The 26082-nt window shown below is 65.9% G+C and carries 20 protein-coding genes and 2 tRNA genes; 15 read left to right on the forward strand and 7 right to left on the reverse strand.

The window, feature by feature from the left end; all coding sequences use genetic code 11:
- Both ACQR1D_RS00955 and ACQR1D_RS00960 read left to right on the forward strand, forming a co-directional pair.
- Positions 1 to 1896, forward strand: coding sequence for a heme biosynthesis protein HemY (locus ACQR1D_RS00955; RefSeq protein ID WP_434893695.1), 1896 nt, complete (start codon positions 1 to 3; stop codon positions 1894 to 1896).
- A 150-nt stretch (positions 1897 to 2046) separates the two neighbouring features.
- Positions 2047 to 2122: transfer RNA gene (locus ACQR1D_RS00960), tRNA-Thr, on the forward strand.
- An 822-nt stretch (positions 2123 to 2944) separates the two neighbouring features.
- Here ACQR1D_RS00960 and ACQR1D_RS00965 read toward each other — a convergent pair.
- Entirely contained in the window at positions 2945 to 7864 is a 4920-nt protein-coding gene (locus ACQR1D_RS00965; RefSeq protein WP_434893694.1) for an AAA domain-containing protein, read from the reverse strand.
- A gap of 942 nt (positions 7865 to 8806) precedes the next feature.
- On the opposite strand from ACQR1D_RS00965, the gene ACQR1D_RS00970 reads away from it, so the two are divergent.
- Positions 8807 to 10213 (forward strand): GSCFA domain-containing protein, encoded by a 1407-nt coding sequence (locus tag ACQR1D_RS00970; protein WP_434893693.1) that lies wholly within the window; start codon positions 8807 to 8809, stop codon positions 10211 to 10213.
- A gap of 34 nt (positions 10214 to 10247) precedes the next feature.
- Here the strand turns inward: ACQR1D_RS00970 and ACQR1D_RS00975 are convergent, their stop codons facing one another.
- Complete coding sequence (locus ACQR1D_RS00975; RefSeq protein ID WP_434893692.1) at positions 10248 to 10823, reverse strand: hypothetical protein; 576 nt, start codon at positions 10821 to 10823, stop codon at positions 10248 to 10250.
- A 428-nt stretch (positions 10824 to 11251) separates the two neighbouring features.
- On the opposite strand from ACQR1D_RS00975, the gene ACQR1D_RS00980 reads away from it, so the two are divergent.
- Positions 11252 to 11665 (forward strand): hypothetical protein, encoded by a 414-nt coding sequence (locus ACQR1D_RS00980; protein WP_434893691.1) that lies wholly within the window; start codon positions 11252 to 11254, stop codon positions 11663 to 11665.
- A 75-nt stretch (positions 11666 to 11740) separates the two neighbouring features.
- Here the strand turns inward: ACQR1D_RS00980 and ACQR1D_RS00985 are convergent, their stop codons facing one another.
- Positions 11741 to 12784: a polysaccharide deacetylase family protein gene (locus ACQR1D_RS00985; RefSeq protein ID WP_434838775.1), complete on the reverse strand. Its 1044-nt coding sequence runs from the start codon at positions 12782 to 12784 to the stop codon at positions 11741 to 11743.
- A gap of 325 nt (positions 12785 to 13109) precedes the next feature.
- Here ACQR1D_RS00985 and ACQR1D_RS00990 point away from each other — a divergent pair, with 325 nt between their 5' ends.
- Positions 13110 to 13397: a hypothetical protein gene (locus tag ACQR1D_RS00990; protein ID WP_434848413.1), complete on the forward strand. Its 288-nt coding sequence runs from the start codon at positions 13110 to 13112 to the stop codon at positions 13395 to 13397.
- 115 nt (positions 13398 to 13512) lie between these two features.
- Positions 13513 to 13728 carry a cysteine rich repeat-containing protein gene (locus ACQR1D_RS00995; protein WP_315800812.1) on the forward strand — a complete coding sequence of 72 codons (216 nt, stop codon included), beginning with the start codon at positions 13513 to 13515 and terminating at the stop codon, positions 13726 to 13728.
- A gap of 8 nt (positions 13729 to 13736) precedes the next feature.
- Here ACQR1D_RS00995 and ACQR1D_RS01000 read toward each other — a convergent pair whose 3' ends face one another.
- Positions 13737 to 15419 (reverse strand): MFS transporter, encoded by a 1683-nt coding sequence (locus tag ACQR1D_RS01000; protein WP_434893690.1) that lies wholly within the window; start codon positions 15417 to 15419, stop codon positions 13737 to 13739.
- A gap of 177 nt (positions 15420 to 15596) precedes the next feature.
- Here ACQR1D_RS01000 and ACQR1D_RS01005 point away from each other — a divergent pair, with 177 nt between their 5' ends.
- The 6 genes from ACQR1D_RS01005 to ACQR1D_RS01030 all read left to right on the forward strand — a co-directional run bounded on the left by ACQR1D_RS01005 (position 15597) and on the right by ACQR1D_RS01030 (position 22513).
- A complete protein-coding gene (locus ACQR1D_RS01005; protein ID WP_316215463.1) occupies positions 15597 to 16964 on the forward strand; it encodes a hydrolase in 1368 nt (455 codons plus the stop codon).
- A 205-nt stretch (positions 16965 to 17169) separates the two neighbouring features.
- Entirely contained in the window at positions 17170 to 18561 is a 1392-nt protein-coding gene (locus ACQR1D_RS01010; RefSeq protein ID WP_315800815.1) for a cytochrome P450, read from the forward strand.
- Between the two features lie 64 nt (positions 18562 to 18625).
- Complete coding sequence (locus ACQR1D_RS01015; protein WP_315800816.1) at positions 18626 to 20035, forward strand: adenylate/guanylate cyclase domain-containing protein; 1410 nt, start codon at positions 18626 to 18628, stop codon at positions 20033 to 20035.
- 126 nt (positions 20036 to 20161) lie between these two features.
- Positions 20162 to 20629 carry a TerB family tellurite resistance protein gene (locus ACQR1D_RS01020; RefSeq protein ID WP_434838772.1) on the forward strand — a complete coding sequence of 156 codons (468 nt, stop codon included), beginning with the start codon at positions 20162 to 20164 and terminating at the stop codon, positions 20627 to 20629.
- Positions 20630 to 20846: 217 nt separating this feature from the next.
- Positions 20847 to 21626, forward strand: a complete 780-nt coding sequence (locus ACQR1D_RS01025; protein ID WP_315800818.1) for an SDR family NAD(P)-dependent oxidoreductase — start codon at positions 20847 to 20849, stop codon at positions 21624 to 21626.
- Positions 21627 to 21706: 80 nt separating this feature from the next.
- On the forward strand, positions 21707 to 22513 hold the full coding sequence (locus ACQR1D_RS01030) for a glutamine amidotransferase (protein WP_434838771.1): 807 nt from the start codon (positions 21707 to 21709) through the stop codon (positions 22511 to 22513).
- A gap of 182 nt (positions 22514 to 22695) precedes the next feature.
- On the opposite strand, the gene ACQR1D_RS01035 is transcribed toward ACQR1D_RS01030, so the two are convergent.
- Positions 22696 to 22771 (reverse strand) — tRNA-Ala (locus tag ACQR1D_RS01035).
- Between the two features lie 198 nt (positions 22772 to 22969).
- Between ACQR1D_RS01035 and ACQR1D_RS01040 the strand changes: the two genes are divergently transcribed.
- Genes ACQR1D_RS01040 through folD form a run of 3 tightly spaced genes read left to right on the forward strand, consistent with a single transcriptional unit; the run spans position 22970 to position 24547 of the window.
- Positions 22970 to 23260 carry a YggT family protein gene (locus ACQR1D_RS01040; RefSeq protein ID WP_315716734.1) on the forward strand — a complete coding sequence of 97 codons (291 nt, stop codon included), beginning with the start codon at positions 22970 to 22972 and terminating at the stop codon, positions 23258 to 23260.
- An 18-nt stretch (positions 23261 to 23278) separates the two neighbouring features.
- Complete coding sequence (locus ACQR1D_RS01045; protein WP_315800820.1) at positions 23279 to 23611, forward strand: DUF167 domain-containing protein; 333 nt, start codon at positions 23279 to 23281, stop codon at positions 23609 to 23611.
- 51 nt (positions 23612 to 23662) lie between these two features.
- Positions 23663 to 24547 carry a bifunctional methylenetetrahydrofolate dehydrogenase/methenyltetrahydrofolate cyclohydrolase FolD gene (gene folD, locus ACQR1D_RS01050; protein ID WP_315800821.1) on the forward strand — a complete coding sequence of 295 codons (885 nt, stop codon included), beginning with the start codon at positions 23663 to 23665 and terminating at the stop codon, positions 24545 to 24547.
- Positions 24548 to 24667: 120 nt separating this feature from the next.
- Here the strand turns inward: folD and ppa are convergent, their stop codons facing one another.
- Both ppa and ACQR1D_RS01060 read right to left on the reverse strand, forming a co-directional pair.
- Entirely contained in the window at positions 24668 to 25204 is a 537-nt protein-coding gene (gene ppa / locus ACQR1D_RS01055; RefSeq protein WP_011923519.1) for an inorganic diphosphatase, read from the reverse strand.
- A gap of 172 nt (positions 25205 to 25376) precedes the next feature.
- Positions 25377 to 25886: a GNAT family N-acetyltransferase gene (locus ACQR1D_RS01060; RefSeq protein WP_006611902.1), complete on the reverse strand. Its 510-nt coding sequence runs from the start codon at positions 25884 to 25886 to the stop codon at positions 25377 to 25379.
- Positions 25887 to 26082: the final 196 nt, after the last annotated feature.

A 26082-nucleotide genomic window follows, 5' to 3' on the forward strand; every position in this document is an offset into this window, starting at 1 on the left:
ATGTTCCGGATCGTCATTTTCCTCATCCTGGTCGGGCTCGCCGCGGCGGGCTCGGCCTGGGTCGCCGAGCAGACCGGCGACGTCGTCTTGAATTGGGGTCCGTGGCGGATCGCCATGACCTTGCCGGTGTTCGTGCTTGCGCTCGGCCTGACCATCGCCGCCTGCGTGCTGGTCTGGAACCTGATCAGCGCGCTGCTGCGGGCGCCCGGCCGGATCCGCAAGGCGCATCGCGCCCGCCGGCATCAGCGCGGCCGGCACGCCATCACCCACGGCCTGCTCGCGATCGGCCATGGCGATTCGACCGCGGCGCGCCAGCACGCCGACACCGCCAGGCGGCTGGCCGGCGACGACCCGCTGACGCTTCTCCTGCACGCCCAGGCGGCGCAGCTCGAAGGCGACCGCGACGGCGCCCGGCGCGCCTTCCGCGCCATGGCCGAACGCCACGATACCCGCCTGCTCGGCCTGCGCGGCCTGTTCATCGAGGCGCAGCGCGCCGACGACGCCTATGCCGCCGTCATGATCGCCGACGAGGCGCTCAAGCTGGCGCCCAACGCCACCTGGGCCTCGCATGCCGTGCTCGGCTTCCGTTGCGCCGAGGCCGATTGGGACGGTGCGCTGGCGATCCTCGACAGCAACTACACCGCGGGGATGATCGACAAGCCGACCTACCGCCGCCAGCGCGGCGTGCTGCTGACGGCGCGCGCGCTGGCGCTGGAGACCGCGGATCGCGACCTGTCGCGCACGAGCGCGATGGAGGCGGTGAAGCTGGCGCCGAGCCTGGTGCCGGCCGCGGTGCTGGCGGCGAAGTTCGAGAGCGAGGCGCACCAGGTGCGGCGCGCGATGAAGATCATCGAGGCGGCCTGGGCCGCCGGCCCGCATCCGGAGCTCGCCGACGCCTACGCCCATGTGCGGCTCGGCGATTCCGCAACCCAGCGGCTGGCGCGGGTCGAGAACCTCGCCGCGCGCACGCCCGGCCATGTCGAGGGCGCGCTGGCGGTGGCGCGCGCGGCGATCGACGCCGCCGAGTTCGGCCGCGCCCGCGCGGCGCTGGCGCCGTTCACCGACGATCCGACCCAGCGCGTGGCAATGCTGATGGCGGAGCTGGAGCGCACCGAGCATGGCGATGCCGGCAAGGCGCGGGAATGGGCGCTGCGCGCGGTGCGCGCCCGCCACGACCCGGCCTGGACCGCGGACGGCTATGTCAGCGACCGCTGGCAGCCGATCTCGCCGGTCACCGGCCGGCTCGACGCCTTCCAGTGGCAGACGCCGGTCGCGAGCCTGCCCTCGGAGCGCAGCGTGATCGAGAGCACGGCCTTCGCCGAGGCCGTGCTGGCCCCGCCGGCCCGTCCGGCCGCCGCCGAAGCCGTGATCGAACCGCCAAGCGAACCCGCGAGCGAGCCGGTGGTCATCACGCCGGCCGTGCAGGACAACGAGCCGCCTCGCCCGGCGGCGGCCGCCGAGCCCGAACAGGCCGAAAAGCCGGTCGAGGAGGCCGTGGACAAGCCTGTCGACAAGCCGGTGGATATCCCTGTGGACACGGCTGAGGACGGCAAGCTGATCGAAGCCACCGCCGTCGCGGTTGAGCCGGCGCCGCCGCTGCAGGCCGCGGGACCCGCCGAGACCGAAGCCGGGCCGGACACGGAGGCCGAGCCGGACGCGGTGGCCGCCAAGCCGGCCGAGACCGCGGCGGCCGCACCGACGCCGCTGTTCCGCACCCGCAACGATCTCGCCAGGCCGGCGGAGACGCCAATCCAGGCGATCGTCCCGATCATGCGGCCGCCGGACGATCCGGGCGTCGACGACGACGACCAGCCCCGCGACGAGTTCGCCGAGCAGATCGCCCCCAAGGCGCAGGCCGGCGGCTGGCGCGGGTTCTGGTCGCGGTTCGGCGGCTGAGGGCCGTCAGGCCGTCCGGCTGTTCCCGGCCACACCGGTTCGATTCCGGGCCGCGGCGGCGCGCGTTGTCCTTGCCAACGGGCCGTCCGCCCGATATCAGGAGCGCGTCCGCGTCGTCCGGCCCGTGCCGGGCGCTCGCCGCTATGGTTCGCCGCAATAGCTCAGCTGGTAGAGCACGTCATTCGTAATGACGGGGTCGGGGGTTCGAGTCCCTCTTGCGGCACCACGCTTCGCCCTTCGGGCTACGCGTGGCGCAGCCAGGCCGTGGCCCGTAGGGCGAAGCGTGCCCGGCGTAGCCCCTTGGCGCAGCCGGGCGTTTGAGCCCCCCAAGTTTCGCTTGAGCCAAGCTCTTTGATCCCATTCCACCCTGTCAAACAGCCTGCCGCTGGTCGCAGCCTTGCTCATAGCCATGCCGCCGCGATCTCGCGGACTAAATAGCCCCGAGTTCTGCTGCAGATGGCGTCCTCGTCAATCGAGAGGGCGCAGGGAAGGCCGAGTGCCGACTGGCACCCATGGCCCCCGTGCGAAAGAAGTGCACGGGGCAGGAACCACAGGCTCAGCCGGAAACAACCCGGCCTTCCCTGCGCAATGGTTTGAACGGCTGCTCCGTGCTCTCCCAGGGGACCGGGCTTGCTTGCCCCCGTCATCGACATCGTCGCCGACCAAGACACCAGCGTCGGGGTGTCGGGACCACACGGCTTGACCGTCCGCAAAACGACGTTCGTCCGCACCTCCAGGAGATGCTGCGTCGCCCCGCGGCCACCGCTCCCCGCCGCAACGTCCCGTGACGATCGCGATACGCCCCTCTCAGTGCGGGCGGGATGGCGAGATCAAACCACTGATTTGGGGACCGTGTCAATAAGATTTCTGGTATTCGGAATCGCGCCCTGCGCTGCTCCGTTGCTGCGGCACACCGTCAATGGTTCCGTGTTGACCGCCATCAAACTCGATGGCGAGGCGACATTAACTCCCGAGCAGGACGACGAGAAAGGTGCAGCGTCACCGTATCCCGCCAGCCTTCCTAGCAAGTCAGTTGCGCCCCACCTCGCTAGCCTGCGTTAACGGCAGCTGCCGGACTGCTGTCCGCCCTGCGGCCGGTCATCTCGCCGATATCTTTTTGTACACTCTCGATCAGGATCGTTCGCGTCCTGCCGCTATCGCCAAATTCAACTTCCGTGCCTTCCTCTGCCCCGCAGATGGCCTGTCCAAGCGGGGAAGTGACTGAAAGTCGACCCTTCTCGATATCCGTCGAATCATTCGTCAGGCGGACGGAAATGCGCGCTTTGGTGTCTGCATAGATCAGAACCACGCGGTCGCCGACACTAATTCCGTCGGTGAAACTGGCGTCATCTTCCGCCAGACCACGCAGGTCGCGGCTGATATCTTCAAGCGCAACCGGGATGAGAGGCTCTTCCTGAGGCGGCGTTATGACCCGGTACTCAGTCAGTTTTCGGCCGTGATGCGTTGCTGCGTCATTGCCGACCGGTTCAATGCCGAGACGTGCCAGCTGCTCGAACAGGTCGTTCATGACACCGTTCTGGTCTCGATAAAAACTCGAAGCAAAACAGCGCCAAAACCGCCAGCCAACGCGCTCAAGAACCCGTTGACGGCGCATATCGTTCCGCCATTGCTGCGGGCCGTGGTACGCGTCCCCGTCGCATTCAATCGCAAGGCGCCTGTGATCGGCCCCCTCGACGACCATGTCGATGCGGTAGCCCAACGATCCCACCTGGCCCTGAACCCGATATCCGCGGGAAATTAGATGCTGCATCACATCGCGTTCGAATTGAGATTCGCAGGTCGCCAGCGCATCACCAGCCGCCTCTTCGCCCGGCATGGGGTTCTCAAAATGCGCGATGAGGCGCGCCTTCAGATCATCCTCCTTAAGCTCCTCGCGCCGAACGGACCGGACAAGGACGACACGATCGCGAGCGCGGGAGATGGCGACGTTGAAGCGCTGTTCGTAGCGTTGCATTGTCAGTGCGGTCTTATTTCGGGGATCAGCCACCATCGACAGAAAAACAATATCGCGCTCACTTCCCTGAAAGGTCGCGCTGTCGCCGCAAAGAATTGCGTGCCGCTGCATGATCTCCTCGCCGATACGCTCTGACAGGCGCGAGCGGATAAACTCAGACTGGTCGGAGCCAACCAGCGAGATCACGCCGATCGTACGGTCCTTCATGTCGGGTTTGCCGGTCAGCAAGGCGATCTCATCGACGATCACATCGGCCTCCGGAATATTGACCTTCTTCCGGCGTTCGCGGCTGCCGTGCGGCACGTAGATGTCGATCAAGGGCGGATCAAGCCGTTCATGGGCCGCCGGGATACGCAGAGGTAACATCTTCTCGGGATAGAACTGCATCGAAAACCGGATGATCGGCTCAACACAGCGGAAGTGTTCCTTCAGCATCAGGCGCTGGTCCGGAAAAACCGCGCGCATCAGGTCGTAAATGCTTTCGCCGGGCTCCATCAAGCTGCCGTAGGGCGAGTCACCTAGAAAATGATGCTTGAGCTGAACGATTTTTTCCTGAGTGACGAAAGGCGCGGTGGGGCTCACCTGGCGGTCATCGCCGACCACCAGGATCTTCTTGCCTCGCATCAGGGCCGGCAATTCGGTTACGTCCGACTGCGAGGCCTCATCGATGATGACTAGCTCAACGGCGCCGAGCTCCGCCGGAAGTTGCTCGGCCACACGCCAGGTCGGCATGATCCAGCATGGGACGGCGCCGTAACATTTGGCCATTTCCTGACGGGCAGTATGGCGGTGGGTGCCGGCGGATTTCCCCGTGCCCTTGCCGATGCGCGTCAGTGCGCGGACAAAGGTGACAAGAGCCGCCTTGATCGCCGCCGATAGGCGTTGCTCCAGCTGATAGAAGGTCCGTTCGCGGACGATCTGCCCGAACAGCTCGCGGCAACGCCGTTCGCATATGTCACGTTGTTCGGACAGCTGCATCAGCTTCTGCCGCGCGTCGATCCGATGAAGATGCGCATCGGCGGCGGCATGATCCCACGCATCCCTCCATGCAGGCGATGTGCGCGGATCGTCCGCCACTGGCTTTTCAGACCGAAGAGTCGTTGCCCACTGAGGAGCTCCGGCAGCCGCGATCTGGTCGGTTACGCGACGAATGGTCTGGAAATCGCTTTGAAGCGATTTGAGCCTTTCCAAACGCTTGAGTAGCGCTTCCCAGGTTCCGCCTATCTTGTCCATGGGAGCCGATGGCTTTCCGACGACGTCCTGCAGGAGTTGCCGGACGATGACCGAAGTGCGGTCATCGGTGTCAAAGCGCTGCAACAGCTGCTGGCGCGCCTGCTCGACCGTCGCAAGCTGCACCGAACTCGCGAGCGCGCGAATCTGCCCGGCCAGAGCGCGGCAAAGCTGAGGATCGGTTGCCACCCTGTCGACGGTGAATTCATTCGATGTGAGACCTGAGAGGTAGCGCGCGGCGATGCGCGCATTGTCACCGCAATGCAGAATCCGGGATGCAAGATTCAAGGCGGGACGGGTGTCCTTACCCGCTGGCGCGCCAATCTGCTCGGCAAAACCGTCCCAGCGCGCCTGAAACTCGCGCTGTTGGTCGGCCGCCCCCAACGCCACCTCGACATAGCGCCAGCCATCGGCATCGTCGTCGCGGACCGGAGCCCCGTCGAGACGAACGGCTGCAACCAGAGCCTTGGCCGGGCTCTTGCCAAAGGCAACAAGCGACCAGAGCCTCTCTCCCTTTGCTCCACGCCGGATCGCCTCGCGGGCATCAAGGTTGTCCAGCAGCACTTCGGGCAGGACGACGGAGCGGCGGCTCAGATGAACGCGTTCCGCATCGAGCTTGGCGGATGTCGCGATCATTTCGCGTAAGCGCTCGCTCCACGGATCCTGCTGCCCTTGAAGTGCAGCCTGCCGGAACGGCTCGAGCCAGGTGGCGCGGGAGCAGGCTTCATGCGCCAGGGCGAGTTCTTCCAGTATCTTGGCCAGTTGCATGGACTGCGGCAGCCTGTCTCGCGTGAGGTGCATCGTCCGCGACGGACCTGTATCCGCCGCCTGCTTCTGCTCGCGCGCCCCAATCAGGTCGTGATGCCACTGCAGAAGCGTTGCCGCGTCTGGCAGATCGAGCGGTGAGGGCAATCTGGCGTCAAGATGGTCAATCAAGTCCCCGCAATGAATGCGGGCCTGAAACAGGTCACCAACCACGGCATCGGTCAGTCCCGTCTCGGAGACAAAGCGGGCGGGGCGGTCCCCGAACCAGCGATAGGCCTCGCGCTCGGTAACAATGCGTTGCGCCAGTTCGGCAGGCGTCTCATCTCGCGGACCAACTTTCGTAAAGTGCTGCTCGGCAATACCATCGAGCTCCCGGTCGATCTGATCGATGCGCTTGCGGTTCCGGTCAAGATCGGTCTCGAGACGCAAGATCAGGTCGCGGCGTTTACCCGGCTGAGTCTCTTCAATAACGCTCTGAATATTGCGGATGGTACTCTCGATCTGCCGCAGACCCTCGCGTTCGTTCGAGAGAACGGCGATCGCGAGAGGCTGTACCTCTTTGGGCAGTTGCTCCTTCAATACGGTCAATGCCGCTTCGCCACGCGAAACCACCAGTACGCGCTGACCGGTCGCCATCGCATGACAGATCAGGTTTGCGATGGTGTGTGTCTTGCCCGTTCCCGGCGGCCCCTGGACGACAAGCCCGTCCGATTTGTTGAGGCGCCGCACGATTTCGAGCTGATCGTCATTGAAGGGCTTAGGAAAGAAAACGTCGAACGTTTCATCACGCACCGCTTCGCTAGCGGGTGCGCTTGGGGCGGACGCTCCAATGCGGGAGCTCAACGGCGTCCAGTTCGACCCCGCCGCCTGATTTGATGGCGCCGTCACCAGACGTTCCGAAAATCCCTTCAGCGGGTGCGTTAAATCTTCGGTCGACCGGCGCATCCGGTCGATATCCTGCAGAATGATGTGTTGAGAGCGTGGTCTCGCGAACAAAACCCATTTATCCGTGATGATGAGCTTGGCGGAGCGGGCTTCCTGGGCCGCTCCATCCATTTGAGGCTTATAGTTTCCTTCCGCATCGATGCGCGAGCTCGCCATCATCAGAATGAATTCGAAGCTGTCCTTTACGAATGGCAAAATCCCGTCATTTTCGGCGGCAGTTTGAATCTCCCGCTTCATCAGCTCAGCGAGACTTGGCAGATTACTACAGCCAAGCTCTTCATAGGGCTTCAGGTCGAACGAGGCGTCGGCAGCAGTCGGCCGAATTCTGATAACCCCGCCGCGCTTCTCGTCGAGTTCGATGTCGACGCGCCGCTCCAGAAGCGGCCGATCGACGATCCGCCCGTCCTTCTGCCAGTTGACGGCGCCGATCCCCCAGATCACTTCAACGGGGCTTTCCGCTCCGCCGACTTCCACCAGCTGAAAGACCTTATAGAGGGACTGGTAAAGCGCGATTGTCCTGCGGCGTGGGTTCTCGAGTTTCGACCACTCCGACCAGGCTCCCCCGATCCAGCCTTCAATCTCATTCCGTACCAGAGGCCGATCTTCAAGCCTCAGCGTGAGGTCATAACGTGTGGGGGCATCTGAAGACTCTCCACGCTTCTTTGGCGCCACCATTATATCGTCAGGTCGAACCTCGCCCTTGGCGATCGCTTCGTCGCGTTCAGGCGCGGAGACCGTCACGATCCGCGTCTGGTGTATCTCCGGCGCTTGGGTCGGATCACTCGATACGGCGATCCAGGGACGAATGGAGTCCGGACGGGGTGGCGGGTCCTTCCGAACAAGGCGATCAACCTCAAGCCAGCTCGCGCCTTCATCGTCCTGAAGGTCATGCCGCACGCCCGGCAGATCACGCGTGTTGTCCGCCGAAATGGCGAATGTACTGCCGTCCGGCAACCGGTACTCAGAAAGCCGAAACGCCACGCGCTCGTCGAGCCGGATGACTTGCTCGACATAATCCAACAGTCCAACCAGTCTCTGGCGCGCATCGGCCATGTAGAATTGAATCCCTCGCCCTCAGATTGTCTCCCCATCACAGCGCGCAATCGGCTGCAGCGCAACTGCCAAAGGCGTAACCCTGGCCGATTCTGCTGCTTGCCAGGCCTAGATGGGATTGTCGCTCGACTCTGGTCGCTGAACCCCAAGGCTGCCGTGAAGCTCCAGTTTCGATTGGTTGCAATGATCGTACGCGAGTCTCTGTACCTATCTGAGCCGAGGCGCGGGCTAGTCTGACTTCCCAGGAACAGTCCAGGCATCGAGTGCGAGGCCAACGCATGTACCACAAAAGCAAGTGTGAGAGGATCACGTGGCCCCGAACAGCGTAACACGCCACGGCTCTCGAGCTGGATACGATTGGCCGTGCATGCCGTCCGTTTGGCCAAGCGAGCCAACCTCCTATTGCGGCACAAGCCTTCGCTCCCTCCGCCCCGCGGCGGCCATTCGAGAATTGGTAGTGTGAGGTTGAGCCGAAAGCCTGGCAGCTGCGATCTTGCTTTTGATTCCAGGCGCCGTTCAAACGGACTACCTTGATACCGTCAATGACCTACGGGCCGCCTGCACGGACGGATATTGCGCGGCGCACGCTCGCGGCACCAGCATTGTTTCCAAACATTTCCGCCCGTGTCCCTGGTTAAGAATTGCTTAACCCAAATCGCGCCATCGTCGGGCGCGAGCCGCGGGAAAAGTTCCCGCAGAGGCGGCGTTTCGGACCCCGCGTTTCCTGGTGTTCGATCCGAGACTTGCCGGCCGCGCTCGGGCGTACGTCAGCGGCCAGGCCGGTGACGATCAGTATTCAGAGGTCATGGTCGGAAGGAAGCGCCCGCAGCGTCTGAATTGCGCGCGTGGCGATTCGACCGGCACTGGCGATGCACCGGTTGCCGGCTACGGCACCGGACCAACGGCCGAAGACGCAACGCGAGACAAAGGCGAACCCGCGACATGAGCACCACTGCCCTCGACAGCCACACGCAGTTTCAATCCATCGTCGGCCAGATCCGGACGCTCGCCTACAAATATATCGAGGACAAGGACTTCGTCAGCGCGCAGCTCGCGTTCCAGAAGCTGCTCGAGCTCGACCCCAAGGACATCAACGCGCGCTTCATCTATGCGCAGCTGATCGACGACGGCTCGCACAAGAAGCGCGCCGAGGCGCGCGACATGATGCTGGCGATCCTCGACGAGAACCCCGAGATCTTCGAGCAGGCCACCGAAGGCAATCTGCACCTGATCCGCAGCGCCGCCGTGCGCTGCAGCCATGTCGGCCCGTTCACGCGCTCGATGGAGCTGTTCCGCAAGCTCGCGGCAGCCTCCAACGAGGCCGCCGACTATTTCTCGCTCAGCGAGATCCTGACCCAGAACAACGAGTTCGAGGAGGCGGTCGCCGCGCTCGAAAAGGCGATCAAGCTGAACCCGGCCTACGACAACCCGCTCAACCGCGAGACGCTGGAGCTTTCGCGCACCAACGCCAAGAAGGGCAAGGTCAAGGACGCCAAGGCAGGCCGCGCCAAGGTCGGCCGCTATCCGGAGACCAAGGACTTCCTCGGCGACCTGCAGACGCTGATCACCAGCCACATCGCCGTCAACCTCGCCGCCGCGCCAAAGTTTCTCGACAAGAGCACGCGCTTCTTCACCATGGGCTCGTGCTTCGCGCGCAACCTCTCCAAGAGCCTCAATGACAGCGGCTACAACAGCCACCACATGGAGATCTCGGAGTACATCAACACGACCTTCGCCAACCGCGTGTTCGTCGACTGGCTGCGCGGCGCCAAGATCGATCCCGAGATCCGCGAGCGCATCGTCGAGCTGCTGCCGCCGGGATCGAGCCCGGAGAATACGCTGGGGGTCATCAAGCAGGCCGACGTGTTCATCCTGACGCTTGGCGTCGCCGCGGCGTTCTTCGACCGCGAGACCGGCGCCTTCGTGCTGCCGCGGCCGACCGCGCTGAACTCGCGGGCGCTGGCGGAGAAGTACAAGTTCCGCACCGCCAGCGTGCAGGAGAACGTCGACAACGTCCTCTACCTGATCGAGTTCATCCGCAGCATCCGGCCGGACATCAAGGTGATCGTCACCGTGTCGCCGGTGCCGCTGTTGACCTCGTTCGAATATGAATCGGTGGTGCAGGCCGACTGCCTGTCGAAGAGCACGATGCGGCTGGTCGCGCACGAGGTCGTCAACAATTCGAACCTCGCGGACATCTGGTACTGGCCGTCGTTCGAGGTGTTCCGCTGGGCCGGCTCGAACGCGTCGAGCTTCTTCGCCGCCGACGACGGCGCTGCCTGGCACGTCTCGGAGGACAAGGTGTCCGCGACCGTCCGCGCCTTCGTGCAGACCTTCTCGCCGGCCTGAGCGCTGGTCGGGACGGCGATCGAAGGCGGCTGCCTCAGGGCAGTCGCTTCTTCCACAGGCGGATGATCAGGATGCCGGCCTGGGCGTAGCCTGGCGGCGAACTTTCCGTGCCGAACGGCGTCTTCGAATACAGCGAGCTCGAGACCAGGAAGCCGCCGACATACGGCTCAGGCAAGCCCGACAGCGCCAGGAAGCAGCGGTGGGTGAGCAGGCCGTCCTCCGGCAGATTGCCGCGCACCAGCCGGCAATCGCCGATGCCGGTGAATGCGATGCCGTTGAGCTGGCCTTCGGTGTAGGTGCCGAGCAGGGTCGGATCCATCGCCTGACCGATACAGACCCGCATCTCGCCAATGCTCTTGTCGCCGGTCTCGGTCATGCGGCCGTCAGCCGGCCGGACCCCGACGGAGCGGATCGAGAGCTGATCCTCCAGCGCCGGCGCGAAGCCGGTCTTGGTCGGCGCGCAGAAATCCGACGGCACGACACGGCCCTGGCGCACGCTCCGCGCGATGTAGATCTCCTCGACGTCGTCGCCGGACTGCGCCCGGCCCTGCCCGCTGGCGGCCAGCAGGGTCACGGCCGCCAAGAACACTGCAACGATCACCCGGCGCATGCGCGCATCCTTCCTCCGAATCGATCGCTCTCCCTATCGGATTCGGCGAATCTTCTGAACAGCACCAACGAACAGTACATAGGCATACAATCATACCTCAAGTCCAGCATCTCACCGGTATCATGGGAGCACCTCGTCATGACGGTAATTTGGTAGCCACAGCCGGGTGTGCCGGATCGCCGCGGTGCCCACCGCCCAAGGGCTGCGGCCGGTGGATGTCCGGATGGGCTCGTCCCGAGCTCCCCTCGTCCTGAACGGACGTCGGCGCGACGGCGGAAAGGTTTCGAGAAAGATGGTGCGCCGATCCGCACTGCCGTGTGCCGGCACCCGGCTCCATTCGCGCGCAATGCCGACTGTGACGGGGGTCACATCGGACCGCCACGCCGGCGCCTAAACGTTCCCGCAGTCAACAAAGGGGAGCTTACTCGATGCGCAAGATGATCCTGATCGGAGCCATGGTGCTCGCCTCCGCCACGGTCGCGCAGGCCGAGGGAACACGCAGCCTGTCGCTGTCGTCGAACGACGCCGCCGCGCGGGCGCCGCGTCCGACCTACGTTCAGCAGGCCGGCGAGGTCACCGTCACCCCGGCGCCCGTTCCGGCCGTCGCGGCCCAGACCCAGCCCATCGACCCGCCCGCCGCGCCACCGGTTGCGCCAGCGGCCCCGGCCGCCGCACCGTCGCCGCCGCAGCCCGCCGCCACCGCGGCGCCGGCACCGCAGCCGGGCTCGGTGCAGCGATCATCGCGGCGGTCGACATCGGCGCGCTCGGACCGGACGCGCCGCAACAAGTGGACCGAAGCCCGCATCGTCCGCGAGCTGCATCGCCACGGCATCTATTGGTGAGCGGCCGGCAACAGAGGACAAACGAACAAGGCCGGGCGAACGCCCGGCCTTTCGCGCGCAGAGGTCATGCAGCCATCACTGCGAGATGGTCTGGATCACGCTCGAGATCGGCCGCGCATTGGTCATCGTGGTCGGCAGCTTCGGATCCTGGCCGATCATCGCGTCATATTCCGGCAGCGTGTCGAGCGTGCCCTTCGGCTTCATCGCGACCACCTTGTAGCCGCCAGCCTTGAGTCGCCGCAGCAAGGTCGGCAATGCGAGCGCGGTGTTCTTCTGGAAGTCGTGCATCAGGATGATGCCCTTGCCCTTCTTGTCGAGCCCGGTCATCACGGTGTTGACGACCTGGTCGGCGTCCTTGGAGCGGAAGTCGAAGCTGTCGACGTCGCAGGAGAACATCGCGATGTTGCGGCTGCCGAGATAGGCCACCGCCGACGGCCGGTGCTGCAACTGCGGGAAGCGGAAGAACGGCGCGGGGTTGGTGCCCAGCGCAAATTTCACCGCGCTGAAGCCCTTCTCCAGCTCCTCCTTCGCCATCTCGTCGGTCATCTTCTTGCCGTTGAGATTGGCGTGCGACCAGGTGTGCACGCCGACCACGTGACCGGCGGCCAGCACCTGACGCAGGATCTCCGGATGATAGGTCGCGTGCTTGCCGATCGAGAAGAAGATGCCGGTGGTGCATTCGTCGGCCAGCGCCTTCAGCACGGCCGGCGTGTTGACCGGCCACGGGCCGTCATCGAAGGTCAGCACCACCTCGCGGTCGGCGAGGAAGTCGAACTGCTTGAAATGGTCGAGGCCGAAGCCGGGGCCACCTGACGTGTCGACCATGACGGTGCGGGAGATGCCGAGCGCGTCCGGATTGGCGCAGGTCGATCTGGGCTGCACCGGCGCCGGCACGCTTGCGGCCGTACGCGTGGGAATGGTGCCGGTGGTCTCGACATCATCCTTCGCGCTGGCCTTGGCGGCGACGCGCGCCGGAGGCGGCGCCGGCTCGGACGGCTTCGCCGCTGCGCTCTGCGCGGCGGCCTTGGCGGCGCTGGGCTTCGATACGTAGTACCAGACACCGGTGATCGCCAACGCCGCGACGACGGTGGCCAGCAGCAAGCCTAACGCATGACGCATGGTTACTCTTCCCGAAAACGCGAGACACTCGATGGCGGACGCAACGCTGTCCGCCTGCTTCGATTAGCTTCCATTAGTGCCAACGAATCCTTAACGCGGTGCCAACACGGGCAGGATCAGCCAAGATTTCCAGGATGATGCCGGCGCGAGACCGGCAGTTGACCGGAGCGACATGTCGCCGCGGCCATCGGCCTGCCGAACCTGCCGGGCAGGGTTGAGCCGCCGGATCTGGCGTGACCGGCATCACGGTTGCTCGAGCGGGATCGGACCATGATGGGCGCATTGAAACGCGGCCCGCGACATGCGGCGCCAATGGGAGCCAGCCATGACGAATTCGACCAACCTGCTGCGCAAGGCCGTCCTGACGGTCGTCAGCCTTGCCGCCGTCTCGACCTTGTCCTCGACCGCGAGCTTCGCCTTCAGCGCCGAGGCGCAGCAGATGTGCACCGGCGACGCCTTCCGGCTGTGCAGCAGCGAGATCCCTAACATCCCGGCGATCACCGCCTGCATGATCAAGAACCGCTCGTCGCTGAGCTCCGGCTGCCGCGTCGTGCTCGACCGCGAGCTGTCCAGGCGCAACGGCAAGGTCGCCGAGGCGGGCGACGCCAATTGAGAACGCTTCCGGCTCCCGCCTGCGCGCCCCGGCTGCGACCGGGGCGCTTGCGAGGCCCGGTTGTGAGCACTAAAAGCGCCGCCAAACCTTCAATGCCGGGAGCGAGGCGCCAGTCATGAACAAACTCACACTGATCATCCCCCTGGTGCTGATCGCGTCGACCGCCTCGGCCCAGCAGCAGCCCGGTCAGGACGCGTGCGCGCGCGACGTGTCACGGCATTGCCGCGCCGTGATGAACAACGGCGACCAGGCGGTGCTGGCCTGTCTCAAGGAACACCGCGCCAAGCTGTCCAAGGCCTGCGACAAGGTGCTGACCGAGCACGGGCAGTAAGCGCCCAACTAAGGCCCGCTGCGAGCCCCGGTCGCCACGGCCGGCGCCTGCTCGGCGGTGCGGTCGATGTCCTCCTTGGCGCGGACCGAGCCGAATGGCCGCTCCAGCATGCGGCGGATGCGCACCGGGTCGGCCCCGATGTGGAAATCGATCGCGCGCTTGTGCAGCTCGCGCTCGGCGCGGGTCGAGCGGTTGCGCTGGCGCAGATAGTCGATCCAGGTCGGACAGTGATAGCGCTCGGTCCAGAGCTCGGGATCGGCGATGTCGCGCGCGATCGACCAGCCATAGGCGCCGTTGCGCTGGCGGCTGAGCTGGACGTCCTGCATCAGGTCGTGGAAGGCGCGGGCATTGTCCTCGGCGACGCGGTACTCGATCTCGACCACCAGCGGGCCCGAGCGCGGCGTCAGCTCGAGCTGCACCTCCGGATCGGCCAGGGTCTCGCCGTCCTCATTGCGGGCGCCGATCGGCGGCATCCGCAGCCACAGGCCGAGCAGCGGCGACACCATCATCAGCGCTCCCGACGCCAGCAGCGCGACCTCGACGCCGGCGGCGTCGGTGAGACGTCCCCAGCCCCAACTGCCGATCGCGATGCCGCCGGAGATCGCCGCCTGGAATGCCGCCAGCGCGCGGCCCGCGACCCAGCGCGGCGCCGACAACTGCACGCCGATGTTGAACAGCGCCACCGCGAGCATCCACACCGCGCCGGCGATGACGAGCGCCGCCGCCGTCAGCACCGGCGCGGTGCTGAGCGCGACGGCCGCGGTGGCCGCGCCCAAGGTGAGCGCGCAGGTGCGGATCGCGGCCTCGCCCGACAGCCGCTTCCTGATCTCGCCGATGTTGAGCGCGCCGACCACCGCGCCCATGCCGAAGGCGCCGAGCATGATGCCGTAGGTCTGCGCGCCGCCATGCAGCAGGTCGCGCGCGACCAGCGGCATCAGCGCCGAGATCGAGCCGCCGATGATGCCGGTGACCAGCGTGCGGATCAGCACGATCCGGATCGACGGCGAATGGACGATGTAGCGGACGCCGGAGACAATGGCACGGTTGAGCGGCTCGCGCGGCAGCCGGCTCGGCTCCACCACGCGCCGCCACAGGAACAGCGCCGCGAGCAGCGGCAGATACAGCAGCGCATTGGCCGCGAACGCCGCGACCGCGCCGGCGGCCGCGACCACGACGCCGCCGATCGCCGGTCCAAAGCTGCGCGCGATGTTGTAGCTGATGCCGTTCAGCGCGACCGCGGCCGGCAGCGTCTCCGGCGGCACCTGTTCGCTGACCGAGGATTGCCAGGCCGGCCCCATCAGCGCCATGCCGCTGCCGATGACGAAGCACAGCGCCAGCAGGCGCTCGGGCGTCACCAGCCCGTACCATGCCAGCACCGTCAGGGTGGTGGCGCCGCCGAGCGCCACCACGAGCGCGACCAGCGCGACGATGCGCCGGTCATACATGTCGGCGATCGCGCCGGCGGGCATCGAGATGAACATCACCGGCAGCATCAAGGCGGTCTGCACCAGCGCCACCTTGTCGGCCGACGACGTCATCTGCGTCATCGCCCAGGCGGCGCCCACCGCCTGGATCAGCAGGCCCAGGTTCGACAGCAGGCTCGCCAGCCAGATGCGGCGGAACACCGCGTGCCGGAGCGGCGCGGCGATGCTCTCGGCCGCGAACAGCTCACGTTTCTGCGGCGCATTCATGCGGGTCCGTCCACGTCGCCAGGTCGCCTCCGATAAGATCGCATCGAACTATCGCTTGATTCCGGCCGGACCTATGTGATGCCTGCGAATGTCTGCCGCTGTCCAGTGCCCAGAGCGCTCGCATCAGGGACCGCGGCCAACGAACACGACATGAACAAGACCAAAGGGAGACCGCCGATGAATCTGACGCGCCGCACCATTTTGAAGAGCATGGGAACCTTGCCCCTGCTCACGAGCGGCCTGACCTTACCAGCGCGCGCGCAAACGGCGGCAGCCGCGGCCGGCGAGATGCCGCCTGTGCTGTTCGTCCACGGCAATGGCGATCACGCGGCGCTATGGATGACCACGCTGTGGCGGATGGAATCCGACGGCGTGCCGCGCACGCGCCTCGCTGCGCTGGACTTCACCGACCCGCTGGCGCGCAACGACGATTCCGTGGCGCAGCCGAGCCGCTCGTCGACCGAGGATCAGCGCCGCGAGCTGACCGAAGCGATCAAGGCGCTCAAGGAGCGCACGGGCGCGGCGCGCATCGCATTGGTCGGCAGCTCGCGCGGCGGCAACGCGATCCGCAACGTGGTGAAGAACGGCGGCGGCGCCGATGTCAGTCATGCCGTGCTGTGCGGCACGCCCAATCATGGCGTGTTCGACTGGGAGGATAGCCCCGGCAGCGAGTTCAACGGCCGCGGCCCGTTCCTGCGCGGATTGAATGCCGGCGACAGCGAGGTGACGGAGGGCACCGCCTTCCTGACGCTGCGCAGCGATGGCCTCGACAAATATGCCCAGGCTGACGGCCGCCTCGTCGGCAAGCCCGGTGTCCCCACCGGCATCACCGCCGAGGGGCCGGCGCTGAAAGGCGCGACCAATCTGGTGATCGGCGCGCTCGACCATCGCGAGGTGGCGTTCCATCCGCGCGCGTTCCGGGAGATCTATAAGTTCATCGCCGGCCGAGAGCCGACGCAGATCGCGATCCAGCCGGAGCCGCAGGTGCGGATCAGCGGCCTCGTGACGGCAACGCCGGGCGGCGCGCCGACCAATCGCCCGGTGGCGGGCGCAAGCGTGGAGGTCTATCGCGTCTCGAGCGAGACCGGCGCACGCAATGGCGAGCCGGTGTATCGCGGCCAGACCGGCGCCGACGGACGCTGGGGTCCCGCGGAGGTCGATCCGACGTCCTATCTCGAGATCGTGCTGACTTCGCCGGGCGCGCCGATCACGCATTTCTACCGCTCGCCATTCCCGCGTTCGTCCGACGTCGTGCATCTGCGCGCGGCGCGGCCGCTCGGCAAGGCCGATGCCGGCGCTGGAGCGATCCTCATCATGATCAGGCCGCGCGGCTATTTCGGCCTGCCCCGCGACATCGTGCTGCTCGACGGCAAGGAACCTGCCGACATACAGAAGGGAATACCGACCGATGCCGCAACGACATTGCGGCTGCCGGCGGGCGACGTCGGACGCAGCGTCACTGGACTGTTCAACGAGGAACGCATCGCCGCCCGTCTTTGGCCAGCATCGGAGAGCAGGATTGCGATGATCGAGCTGACTAATTAGTTGCCGGAGTATGATGGTACATCACAGCCTCGAAGAGCGCGGAATCGCGCTCTCCCTCTCGCATTGCGAGCGAGATGACAGCGTTACCTCTGGCAGAAGACCGTCCCTGCGCGGCGGCCCGGCGCGGCCTGCAGCCGGGGGCTCGGTTGGTCGCAATGCAGCCGATCGATGGTTCCAGGCTCGTGACAGCGTCAAGAGGCCGTGAATGAGTACCGCCGACGTCCATTATCTGCCGCAGGCACGATTGCCGCTGATACCGCCAACACCGCCGCGGGCGCCGGACAGCATGGGCGCGCTGCGCCGCGTGCTGATGATGGGCGACAACGCGATCGCGACCTGGAGCCAGCGCGCCTATGAGGACGACATCATTCGCGGCCGCTTCTTCGGCAGCTCCAGCTACATTCTCAATACGCCCGATACGATCAAGCATGTGCTGGTCGACAATTGGGAGAACTACGGCCGCACCGTCGGCGCCATCCGCGTGCTGCGTCCGGTGCTCGGCGAGGGGCTGCTGATCGCCGAAGGCAAGGCGTGGAAGCACCAGCGCCGGACGCTCGCGCCGGCTTTCACGCCACGCGCCGTTTCCGGCCTCATCCCGCACATGGTCGCGGTGAGCGACGAGACCGTCACCAGGCTGAGGCAGCAGTGCGGGCAGCCGCTCGACCTGCGCGAGATCATGCAGCGCATGACGCTCGACATCGCCGGCCGCACGATGTTCTCGTTCGAGATGGGCCGCCACGGCGCCACCCTGCGCGATTTCGTCTACGAATATGGCGCGCGGCTGGCCAGCCCGCATCTGCTCGACATCGTGCTGCCGCTGTCCTGGCCGACACCGCGCGATGTCGCGCGCCGGCGGTTCCGCAAGCGCTGGACCGCCTTCGTCGCCATGCTGATGGCGGAGCGCCGCGCCGCCGGCAAGCTGGAGGACGCACCGCCGCGCGACCTGTTCGACCTGATGGGCGCGGCACGCGATCCCGAGACCGGCGCGGCGTTCACCGACGCACAACTCGCCGACGAGGTCGCGACCATGATCCTCGCCGGCCATGAGACCACGGCAACGGCACTGTTCTGGGCGCTGTATCTGATCGCGCTCGATCCAGCCAATCAGGACAGGCTGGCGCAGGAGGCGCGCGCCGCGACCGATCTCAGCGACCCCGATCAACTGCCGTTCACGCGCGCCGTGCTGGACGAGACATTGCGGCTCTATCCGCCCGCGTTCCTGATCGCGCGCGCGGCCGGCGGCCCGGACCGGATCGCCGCGTTCCCCGTGAAGCGCGGCGACGTCGTGCTGATCTCGCCGTGGCTGCTGCACCGGCACGAGAAGCTGTGGGATGCCCCCAACGCCTTCAAGCCCGAGCGATTCGTGCCGGGCGCGCCGCCGCCGGAGCGCTTCGCCTATCTGCCGTTCGGGGCCGGCGCGCGGGTCTGCATCGGGGCGCATTTCGCGCTCGTCGAAGCCGTGCTGGCGCTGGCGCGGCTGGTCGGCGCCTTCAGGATCGAGCTCGTCGACCGCGCGCCGGTGCTGCCGGTGGGCGTGGTGACGACGCAGCCGGACCGGTCGCCGCTGTTCAAGATCACGCCCAGGATGGAGGTCTGACCGCCACGCGGCAGCCACGCTCGGCACTTGCTTGCGGGTTTGCCAAGTCCCATCTTAGCCGGGCATGAGCGACATCCAGGCCCAGCTTTCGGTTCTGAAGCAGACCGCCCATCCGGCCGTCGCCGACGCGATCATACGGCTGATCGAGTCGGGCGAAGATCACGAGCTCAACCGTATCAACGCCCTCGAGTTCTCCGCGCGCGCAGGTCTCGACGAGGAGCAGGTCATCTCCGGCTTCCTCCATGCGGCACGGATCGGCTTGTTCGATCTCACCTGGAACGTCCTGTGTCCCGGCTGCAGCGGCGTGCTCGATGCGCACGCCACGCTGAAATCCCTCCGCCATGACGATTACCATTGCGGATTATGCGCGTGCGGCTACGAGCCCTCCGTCGACGAGCAGGTCGAGGTTGCCTTCACCGTGACCTCCAAGGTCAGGCGCATCGCAGCCCACGATCCCAACACGCTGACGCTCTGGGAGTATTACAAGCAGATCTTCTGGAGCTCCGGCATCGACCTCGATCGGGAGTCCTTTGCTTCGCTGAGCGAGCAAGTGACCCTCGATGCCCTCGAGCTGCCGGCCGGCGAGAAGGCGGTGCTATCGCTGCAGCTCCCGTCGGATTTCATCATCATCTTCGAGCCGGTGACGCATTCTGCGCATTTCATCGACGTTCAGGGCGAGCCGACCAGGGAGCGCCAGCAACTCGGGCTGCTGTTCAACAAGACGCATCCTCCGACCGGTTCGGTCACCTTGCGTCCAGGCCCGCTGCGGCTGGCGCTCGACAATCAGGCCGGCGTCCGGACGCTGCCGACGGTGTTCATCGCCGGCGATGCGCTCCACCATCTCCTCGGCAAGCGCCGGCCGTTCCTGACCGCCAAGCGCATCCTGTCCAACCAGACCTTCCGCGACGTGTTCAAGGCCGACAATCTCAACATCGACCAGCGGCTGAAGATCACCTCGCTGACCTTCCTGTTCACCGACCTCAAGAGCTCGACCGCGCTGTATGAGCGCGTCGGCGACCTCGCGGCGTTCGACCTGGTGCGCGCCCATTTCCGCGCGCTGCTGGAGATCATCAACGCCGAGAAGGGCGCGGTGGTGAAGACGATCGGCGACGCCGTGATGGCGACCTTCATCAAGCCCGAGCATGCGCTCGCCGCGGGCCTGCGCATGCGCGCGGCGATGCAGCGGCTGAACGCCGAGCGGGGCACCGAGGACCTCGTGGTCAAGATCGGCATCCATGAGGGGCCGTGCCTCGCGGTGATGCTGAACGACCGCCAGGACTATTTCGGCCAGACCGTCAACATCGCCGCCCGCGTGCAGAGCCTGTCGACCGCGCAGGAGATCCACCTCACCGCGCCGGTGATCGAGAGCCCGGGCGTCGCCGACATCCTGCGCAGCGCAAAGATCGCGCCGATCCAGAAGCACGCGGCGCTGCGCGGCATCGCCGACCGGATGATGGTGTACGAAATCCCCTGAGGCCTTACCGAAATGTCATGCGCTGCGCAGGCCGCGGCGGATTGCCGGCGGCGCGTGGCATTTGCATATAATGAGCAGTTGCCGACCGGCTTGCGGCCGCCAAGGGATCCAACAGCGAAGGACGTCATGCTCGAAGGACTGCGCCAATTCATCGCCGACGTGGTTTCGCCGCACGAAACCCCGGCCTTCGACGACAACAGCTATCAGCTGGCGGCAACCGCGCTGCTGATCCACGTGATCTCGCTGGACGGCGAGCCGAGCGAGATCGAGCGGCGCAAGCTGCACGGCCTGATCGAGCTGCGCTTCGGGCTCGACCACGGCTCCGCCGACCGGCTGATCGCCCAGGCCATGCTGGCCGAGGGCGAAGCGGTCGATCTCTATCGCTTCACCAGCGTGATCATGCGCGAGGTCGATGAAGCCGGCCGCCTGCGCATCGTCGAGATGATGTGGGAGCTGGTGTTCGCCGACGGCAAGGTGACCGAGTTCGAGGACAATGTGGTCTGGCGCGCCTCGGAGCTGCTCGGCATCTCCACGCATGACCGCATCGACATCAAGCACCGGGTCGCGGCGCGCAAGTCCGGCGCTCCCGCGTGAACCGCTCTGTCTCGGCCGGAACCGGCGTGATCCGGAGATGAACAAACTTTAATTTTGTTCCGGACCTCGCCCCTGCATTTAAACCTATGTGAATCCGAAACTATTACTGCAATCTGGTGCAGGACTGCCGATCGCGGCGTCTTGCATGTTCCCGTCCGCCTATGCTCTCGTCCGCCGCTATTGGATGATGTGTGGATTGTGATCGAAGAGCAGGATTGTGGGTGAACGTGTCACGCTGGTAACGGGTGCGTCGGCCGGGATCGGCAGCGAATTGGCGCGCGTGTTTGCCGCGAACGGGCACCGGCTCGCATTGACGGCCCGGCGCGAAGACCGGCTCGCCGCGCTGGCGCAGGAGATCGCGGCCAAAGGCGGCCCGGCGCCGCTGGTGATCCCCTGTGATCTCACCTCCGCCGACGCCGGGGCGACCATCGAGGCCGCGCTGGCCGCCGCCGGCGTGGAGCTGGAATATCTGGTCAACAATGCCGGCTTCGGCCTGTTCGGCAAGGCGGTGCAGCTCGACCGCGCCGAGCAGCTGGACATGATCTCGGTGAATGTCCGCGCCCTGACCGAGCTGTCGCTGCGCTTTTCCGAGCAGTTGATCCGCAACAAGGGCGGCATTCTCAATCTGGGCTCGGTGGCCGGGTTCCTGCCGGGGCCCGGCATGGCGGTCTATTACGCCTCCAAGGCCTATGTGATCTCGTTCACCGAGGCGCTGCGCAAGGAGATGGCGCCGCATGGCGTCCGGGTCACCGTGCTGTGCCCCGGTCCGGTGCCGTCGGAATTCCAGGATCGCGCCGGGTTCAAACCGGGCGTGGATTCGGTGATCCTCAACGTCTCGCCCAAGGCGGTGGCAGAGGCCGGCTACCGCGGCCTGATGGCCGACAAGCGCGTGGTGCTGCCCGGGCTCGGCATCAAGATCGTACCGTTCCTGCTGCGCTGGTTCCCGCGGGGCTTCATCCTCGATGCGGTCGGGCGGCTGCAATTGAAGCGGAGCTGATCGCGCTGGCCCGGCCCTTGCTTTGCAATGTGCGCTCGCTCACGCGCCGTTAACCTTTGCTTAGCTATGATCGCCAGGTGATGCTCAGGCAAGACCCTTCGTTCCATCCGAACGGGCCCCAGGCGGACGTTCGGCAGCTCCATCCGAAGCCGGCCATGGCGGCTACGCCGCATCGGCCGGTCCTCATCATCCTGCACCAGGAAACCTCGAGCCCCGGCCGGGTCGGCAATGCGCTGCGCGCCCGCGGCTATCCGCTCGACATCCGCCGGCCGCGGTTCGGCGATCCGCTGCCGGAGACGCTCGATGGGCATTCGGGTGCCGTTATTTTCGGCGGTCCGATGAGCGCGAACGATCCGGATGATTTCGTCCGCCGCGAGATCGACTGGATCGAGGTGCCGCTGCGGGAGCAGCGTCCGTTTCTCGGGATCTGCCTGGGCGCGCAGATGCTGGCGATCCAGCTCGGCGCCGAGGTGGCGCCGCATCCGCAGGGGCGCGCCGAGATCGGCTATTATCCGATTCGCCCGACCCGGGCCGGACGCAAGCTGTGCCCGCATTGGCCCGACCATGTCTATCATTGGCACCGCGAAGGCTTCGACCTGCCCGACGGCGCCGAGCTGCTCGCCGAGGGCGGCGATTTTCCGGTCCAGGCCTATCAATACCAGAACGCCACCGGGCTGCAGTTCCACCCCGACGTGACCTACGCGATGATGTGCCGCTGGACCACCCGCGGCCATGCCCGGCTGGACACGCCCGGCGCCCGCCTGCGCCACCATCATTTCGAGGGCCGCGCCGTGCATGACGCCGCCGAGCGGGCCTGGCTGGCGCATTTTCTGGATGGCTGGCTGGCACGCGAGCCGGTGGCAGCGATGGCGGAGGCTGCGGAGTAGGACCGGTGATTTGAGCGGATTGGCTTGGGCGATGCTGAAACAGCCCGGCTTCGCCCTTCAGGCTACTTGCGCGGCTGCGGACGACGGCCCGCCGCCGCCCTTCGGGCTATGGCGTGGCAACCTTCGCTATCGAATTGTTGAAATCGGCTTGCCGAGCCGAAGCTCGCGAAGCGAGCGAAGGTTGGTGGAGCCAGGCGGGATCGAACCGCCGACCTCGTCATTGCGAACGACGCGCTCTCCCAGCTGAGCTATGGCCCCGTAACACGACCGCTTCGATGTTGGGAAAAGGCGGCCGGCAGATCGGGCGCCATTTACAGTGGGTGCCGAGGTCAAGTCAAGAACGGTCACATCGGCCGTTAGCCTTGACGGGCACCTTCCCTTGTTTGCGCCGGGGGGAACCGATATCTAGCGGTCGTCACAGGTCGAATTCGCGACCTCGCCCCCGAGTGGACCCGCATGCGTGCCGTTCTCGACATCGTTCTGATCGTTCTCGACCTCTATGTCTGGCTGCTGATCGCCTCGGCGATTCTGTCGTGGCTGATCGCGTTCAACGTCGTCAACACGCGCAATCAGTTCGTCTCCGCCGTGGCCGAGTTCCTGTACCGAATCACCGAGCCGGTGCTGGCGCCGATCCGCCGCATGCTGCCCAATCTCGGCGGCCTCGACATCTCGCCGATCATCCTGATCCTCATCATCATGCTGATCCAGCGCGTGATCACCTACTACATCTATCCATTCGTGTTCTGATCGGCCTGGCCGCCCGCCATGGAGCCCTGGCGCGCCGCCGCTGACGGTCTCACCGTCGCGCTGCGCGTCACGCCGCGCGGCGGCCGCGACGCGATTGACGGCGTCGAAACGCTGTCCGACGGCCGCAGCGTGCTCAAGGTCCGCGTCCGGGCCATCGCCGACGGCGGCGAGGCGAATCGCGCGGTGACCGAGCTGCTCGCCAAGGCGATCGGCGTCACCAAGGCCTCGGTGCGAATCACCTCGGGCACCACCTCGCGGCTGAAGCAGGTTGCCATCGATGGCGATCCCGCCAAGCTCGATCAGGCCTTGCGCGACCTCATTGCAGCCCATAAGCCGACCGGGAAATCCTAGAGCGGGCCGCGCTCGTGCGACCAGCGGCGAACGACGAGGCAGAGAGCAGACATGACGGCGCGCATCATCGATGGAAAAGTGATTGCGGCGGATCTGCGCGCGCAAGTCGCCCGTGAGGTCGAGCGGGTCAAGCGCGAACATGGCCTGACGCCAGGGCTGGCCGTGGTGCTGGTCGGCAACGACCCGGCGTCCGAGGTCTATGTCCGCAGCAAGCACACCCAGACCCAGGCGGCCGGCATGGCCTCGTTCGAGCACAGACTGCCGGCCGACGTGTCGCAGGACGCGCTGCTGGCCTTGATCGGCAAGCTCAACCGCGATCCCGCCGTGCACGGCATCCTGGTGCAGCTGCCGCTGCCGAAGGGGCTGGAGACCGAGGTCGTGATCAATGCGATCGATCCGGCGAAGGACGTCGACGGGCTGCATCCGCACAATGCCGGCCGCCTCGCCGGCGGGCAGCCGGCGCTGGCGCCATGCACGCCGCTCGGCTGCATCATCCTCAGCAAGACCATTCACGCCTCGCTGGAGGGCCTGAACGCGATCGTGATCGGCCGCTCCAACCTGGTCGGCCGTCCGCTGGTGCAGTTGCTGCTCAACGAGAACGCCACGGTGACCATCGCGCATTCCCGTTCGCGCGACCTGCCGGCGCTGACCGCGCGCGCCGATCTGGTCTACGCCGCCGTCGGCCGCCCGGAGATGGTGAAGCGCGACTGGATCAAGCCGGGCGCGACCGTGATCGACGTCGGCATCAACCGCATCCCGACGGCCGAGGGCAAGACGCGGCTGGTCGGCGATGTCGCCTATGCAGAGGTGTCGGAGGTCGCCGGCGCGATCACGCCGGTGCCGGGCGGCGTCGGCCAGATGACCGTGGCCTGCCTGCTGGTGAACACGCTGCGCGCCGCCTGCGCCATTGCCGGGCTGCCGAAGCCGGCGGTCTGAGCTCACCGTCATTCCGGGGCGATGCGCAGCATCGAGCTGAGGTGCGCAGTTGCGCACCTGAGAATCTCGAGATTCCGGGTTCAGCCGCTGCGCGGCTGCCCCGGGATGACGTCAATCGTTTTACTTCTTCGCCGCCTTGGCGCGCGCGATGCCCTCGGCGATCAGCTGGTGGGCGTCGTCGGCATTGCCCCAGCGCAGCACCTTCACCCATTTGCCGGGCTCGAGATCCTTGTAGTGCTCGTAGAAGTGCTGGATCTGCTGCAGCGTGATGTCCGGCAGGTCGCTGTAGGTGCGGACCTTGTCGTAACGCTGGGTCAGCTTCGAGGACGGCACAGCGATGATCTTCTCGTCGCCGCCGGCCTCGTCCTCCATCAGCAGCACGCCGACCGGACGCACGCTCATCACCGCGCCCGGCACGATCGCGCGGGTGTTGGCGACCAGCACGTCGCAGGGATCGCCGTCATTGGACAGCGTGTGCGGGATAAAGCCGTAATTGCCGGGATAGCGCATCGCCGTATAGAGGAAGCGGTCGACGAACAGCGTGCCGGCTTCCTTGTCGAGCTCGTACTTGATCGGCTCGCCGCCGACCGGCACTTCGATGACGACGTTGACCTCGCGCGGCGGATCTTTCCCGATCGGGATGGCGTCGATGCGCATGGATGCTCCGTAGAACTTGAACGTTTCAGGGTCGGACGCCCGAGGAATGAGCGCTGGCATTCGCAGTCGCAAAAAAATCGCGGCTGCGCAACAGCTACCTCAAGCCAACACTTTCAGTTCAATTCACCGGCGCGTTAACGCTTAACGCGCCCAGAGCACAGCCGGTCCAGGCTCAGTTGGTCCAGGCAAAGGCAACCTTGTCGAGCGACTTCGGCCCGAAGCGCTCCGACGACCGCGCGACCATCCGGCCGCCCAAGGCGCGGTAGAACTCGGTGGCGGGATCGTTGTCGGACAACGCCCACACCACCATGCTCTTCAGGCCGCTCTGCGCGAGGTCGCGCTTGGCGGACTGAAAGAGCCGGCGACCGAACCCCAGCCCCTGAAATTCCGGTCGCAGATAAAGCTCGTAGACTTCGCCGTCAAAATGCAGGCTGCGGGCGCGATTGCGGCCGTAATTCGCGTAGCCTGCGACCTTGTCGTTGAACACCAGCACGCTGACGCGGCTGCCTTTGCGGATCGCGCTGTCCCACCATTGGGGGCCGCGCCGGTTGATCAGCTTCTCCAGCTCTGCGCCAGGGATGATCCCCTGGTAGGCGGAACGCCAGGCTTCATCATGGGCTGACGCCACCGCAGCCGCATCTGCAGCCTTGGCCGGACGGACTTCGATCAGGGTTGTGCTCATGAGTGGATCAAAGCAAGTCGGCGGTCCGCCTTCAAGGTGCCACGTTAAAGATCGGTTAACCTGTGGACTTTCGGCATCACCGTGGCGGAAAGCTGTGCCGAAAAGGGACAATTTCGCAACATTGTTGAGGGTCGGCGGTGCCCTGTCACCGCGCGTTCATACGTCGAACGAGAAATCGCATCCGACGGGCCGCGGC

Source organism: Bradyrhizobium sp. HKCCYLRH2047 (assembly GCF_051168175.1).
Taxonomy (GTDB): Bacteria; Pseudomonadota; Alphaproteobacteria; order Rhizobiales; family Xanthobacteraceae; genus Bradyrhizobium.

Bases quoted from the DNA above. Each gene is read 5' to 3' on its own strand.
- ACQR1D_RS00955 (WP_434893695.1), top strand. From the start codon at position 1: ATGTTCCGGATCGTCATTTTCCTCATCCTGGTCGGGCTCGCCGCGGCG.
- ACQR1D_RS00965 (WP_434893694.1), bottom strand. From the start codon at position 7,864: ATGGCCGATGCGCGCCAGAGACTGGTTGGACTGTTGGATTATGTCGAG.
- ACQR1D_RS00970 (WP_434893693.1), top strand. From the start codon at position 8,807: ATGAGCACCACTGCCCTCGACAGCCACACGCAGTTTCAATCCATCGTC.
- ACQR1D_RS00975 (WP_434893692.1), bottom strand. From the start codon at position 10,823: ATGCGCCGGGTGATCGTTGCAGTGTTCTTGGCGGCCGTGACCCTGCTG.
- ACQR1D_RS00980 (WP_434893691.1), top strand. From the start codon at position 11,252: ATGCGCAAGATGATCCTGATCGGAGCCATGGTGCTCGCCTCCGCCACG.
- ACQR1D_RS00985 (WP_434838775.1), bottom strand. From the start codon at position 12,784: ATGCGTCATGCGTTAGGCTTGCTGCTGGCCACCGTCGTCGCGGCGTTG.
- ACQR1D_RS00990 (WP_434848413.1), top strand. From the start codon at position 13,110: ATGACGAATTCGACCAACCTGCTGCGCAAGGCCGTCCTGACGGTCGTC.
- ACQR1D_RS00995 (WP_315800812.1), top strand. From the start codon at position 13,513: ATGAACAAACTCACACTGATCATCCCCCTGGTGCTGATCGCGTCGACC.
- ACQR1D_RS01000 (WP_434893690.1), bottom strand. From the start codon at position 15,419: ATGAATGCGCCGCAGAAACGTGAGCTGTTCGCGGCCGAGAGCATCGCC.
- ACQR1D_RS01005 (WP_316215463.1), top strand. From the start codon at position 15,597: ATGAATCTGACGCGCCGCACCATTTTGAAGAGCATGGGAACCTTGCCC.
- ACQR1D_RS01010 (WP_315800815.1), top strand. From the start codon at position 17,170: ATGAGTACCGCCGACGTCCATTATCTGCCGCAGGCACGATTGCCGCTG.
- ACQR1D_RS01015 (WP_315800816.1), top strand. From the start codon at position 18,626: ATGAGCGACATCCAGGCCCAGCTTTCGGTTCTGAAGCAGACCGCCCAT.
- ACQR1D_RS01020 (WP_434838772.1), top strand. From the start codon at position 20,162: ATGCTCGAAGGACTGCGCCAATTCATCGCCGACGTGGTTTCGCCGCAC.
- ACQR1D_RS01030 (WP_434838771.1), top strand. From the start codon at position 21,707: ATGCTCAGGCAAGACCCTTCGTTCCATCCGAACGGGCCCCAGGCGGAC.
- ACQR1D_RS01040 (WP_315716734.1), top strand. From the start codon at position 22,970: ATGCGTGCCGTTCTCGACATCGTTCTGATCGTTCTCGACCTCTATGTC.
- ACQR1D_RS01045 (WP_315800820.1), top strand. From the start codon at position 23,279: ATGGAGCCCTGGCGCGCCGCCGCTGACGGTCTCACCGTCGCGCTGCGC.
- folD (WP_315800821.1), top strand. From the start codon at position 23,663: ATGACGGCGCGCATCATCGATGGAAAAGTGATTGCGGCGGATCTGCGC.
- ppa (WP_011923519.1), bottom strand. From the start codon at position 25,204: ATGCGCATCGACGCCATCCCGATCGGGAAAGATCCGCCGCGCGAGGTC.
- ACQR1D_RS01060 (WP_006611902.1), bottom strand. From the start codon at position 25,886: ATGAGCACAACCCTGATCGAAGTCCGTCCGGCCAAGGCTGCAGATGCG.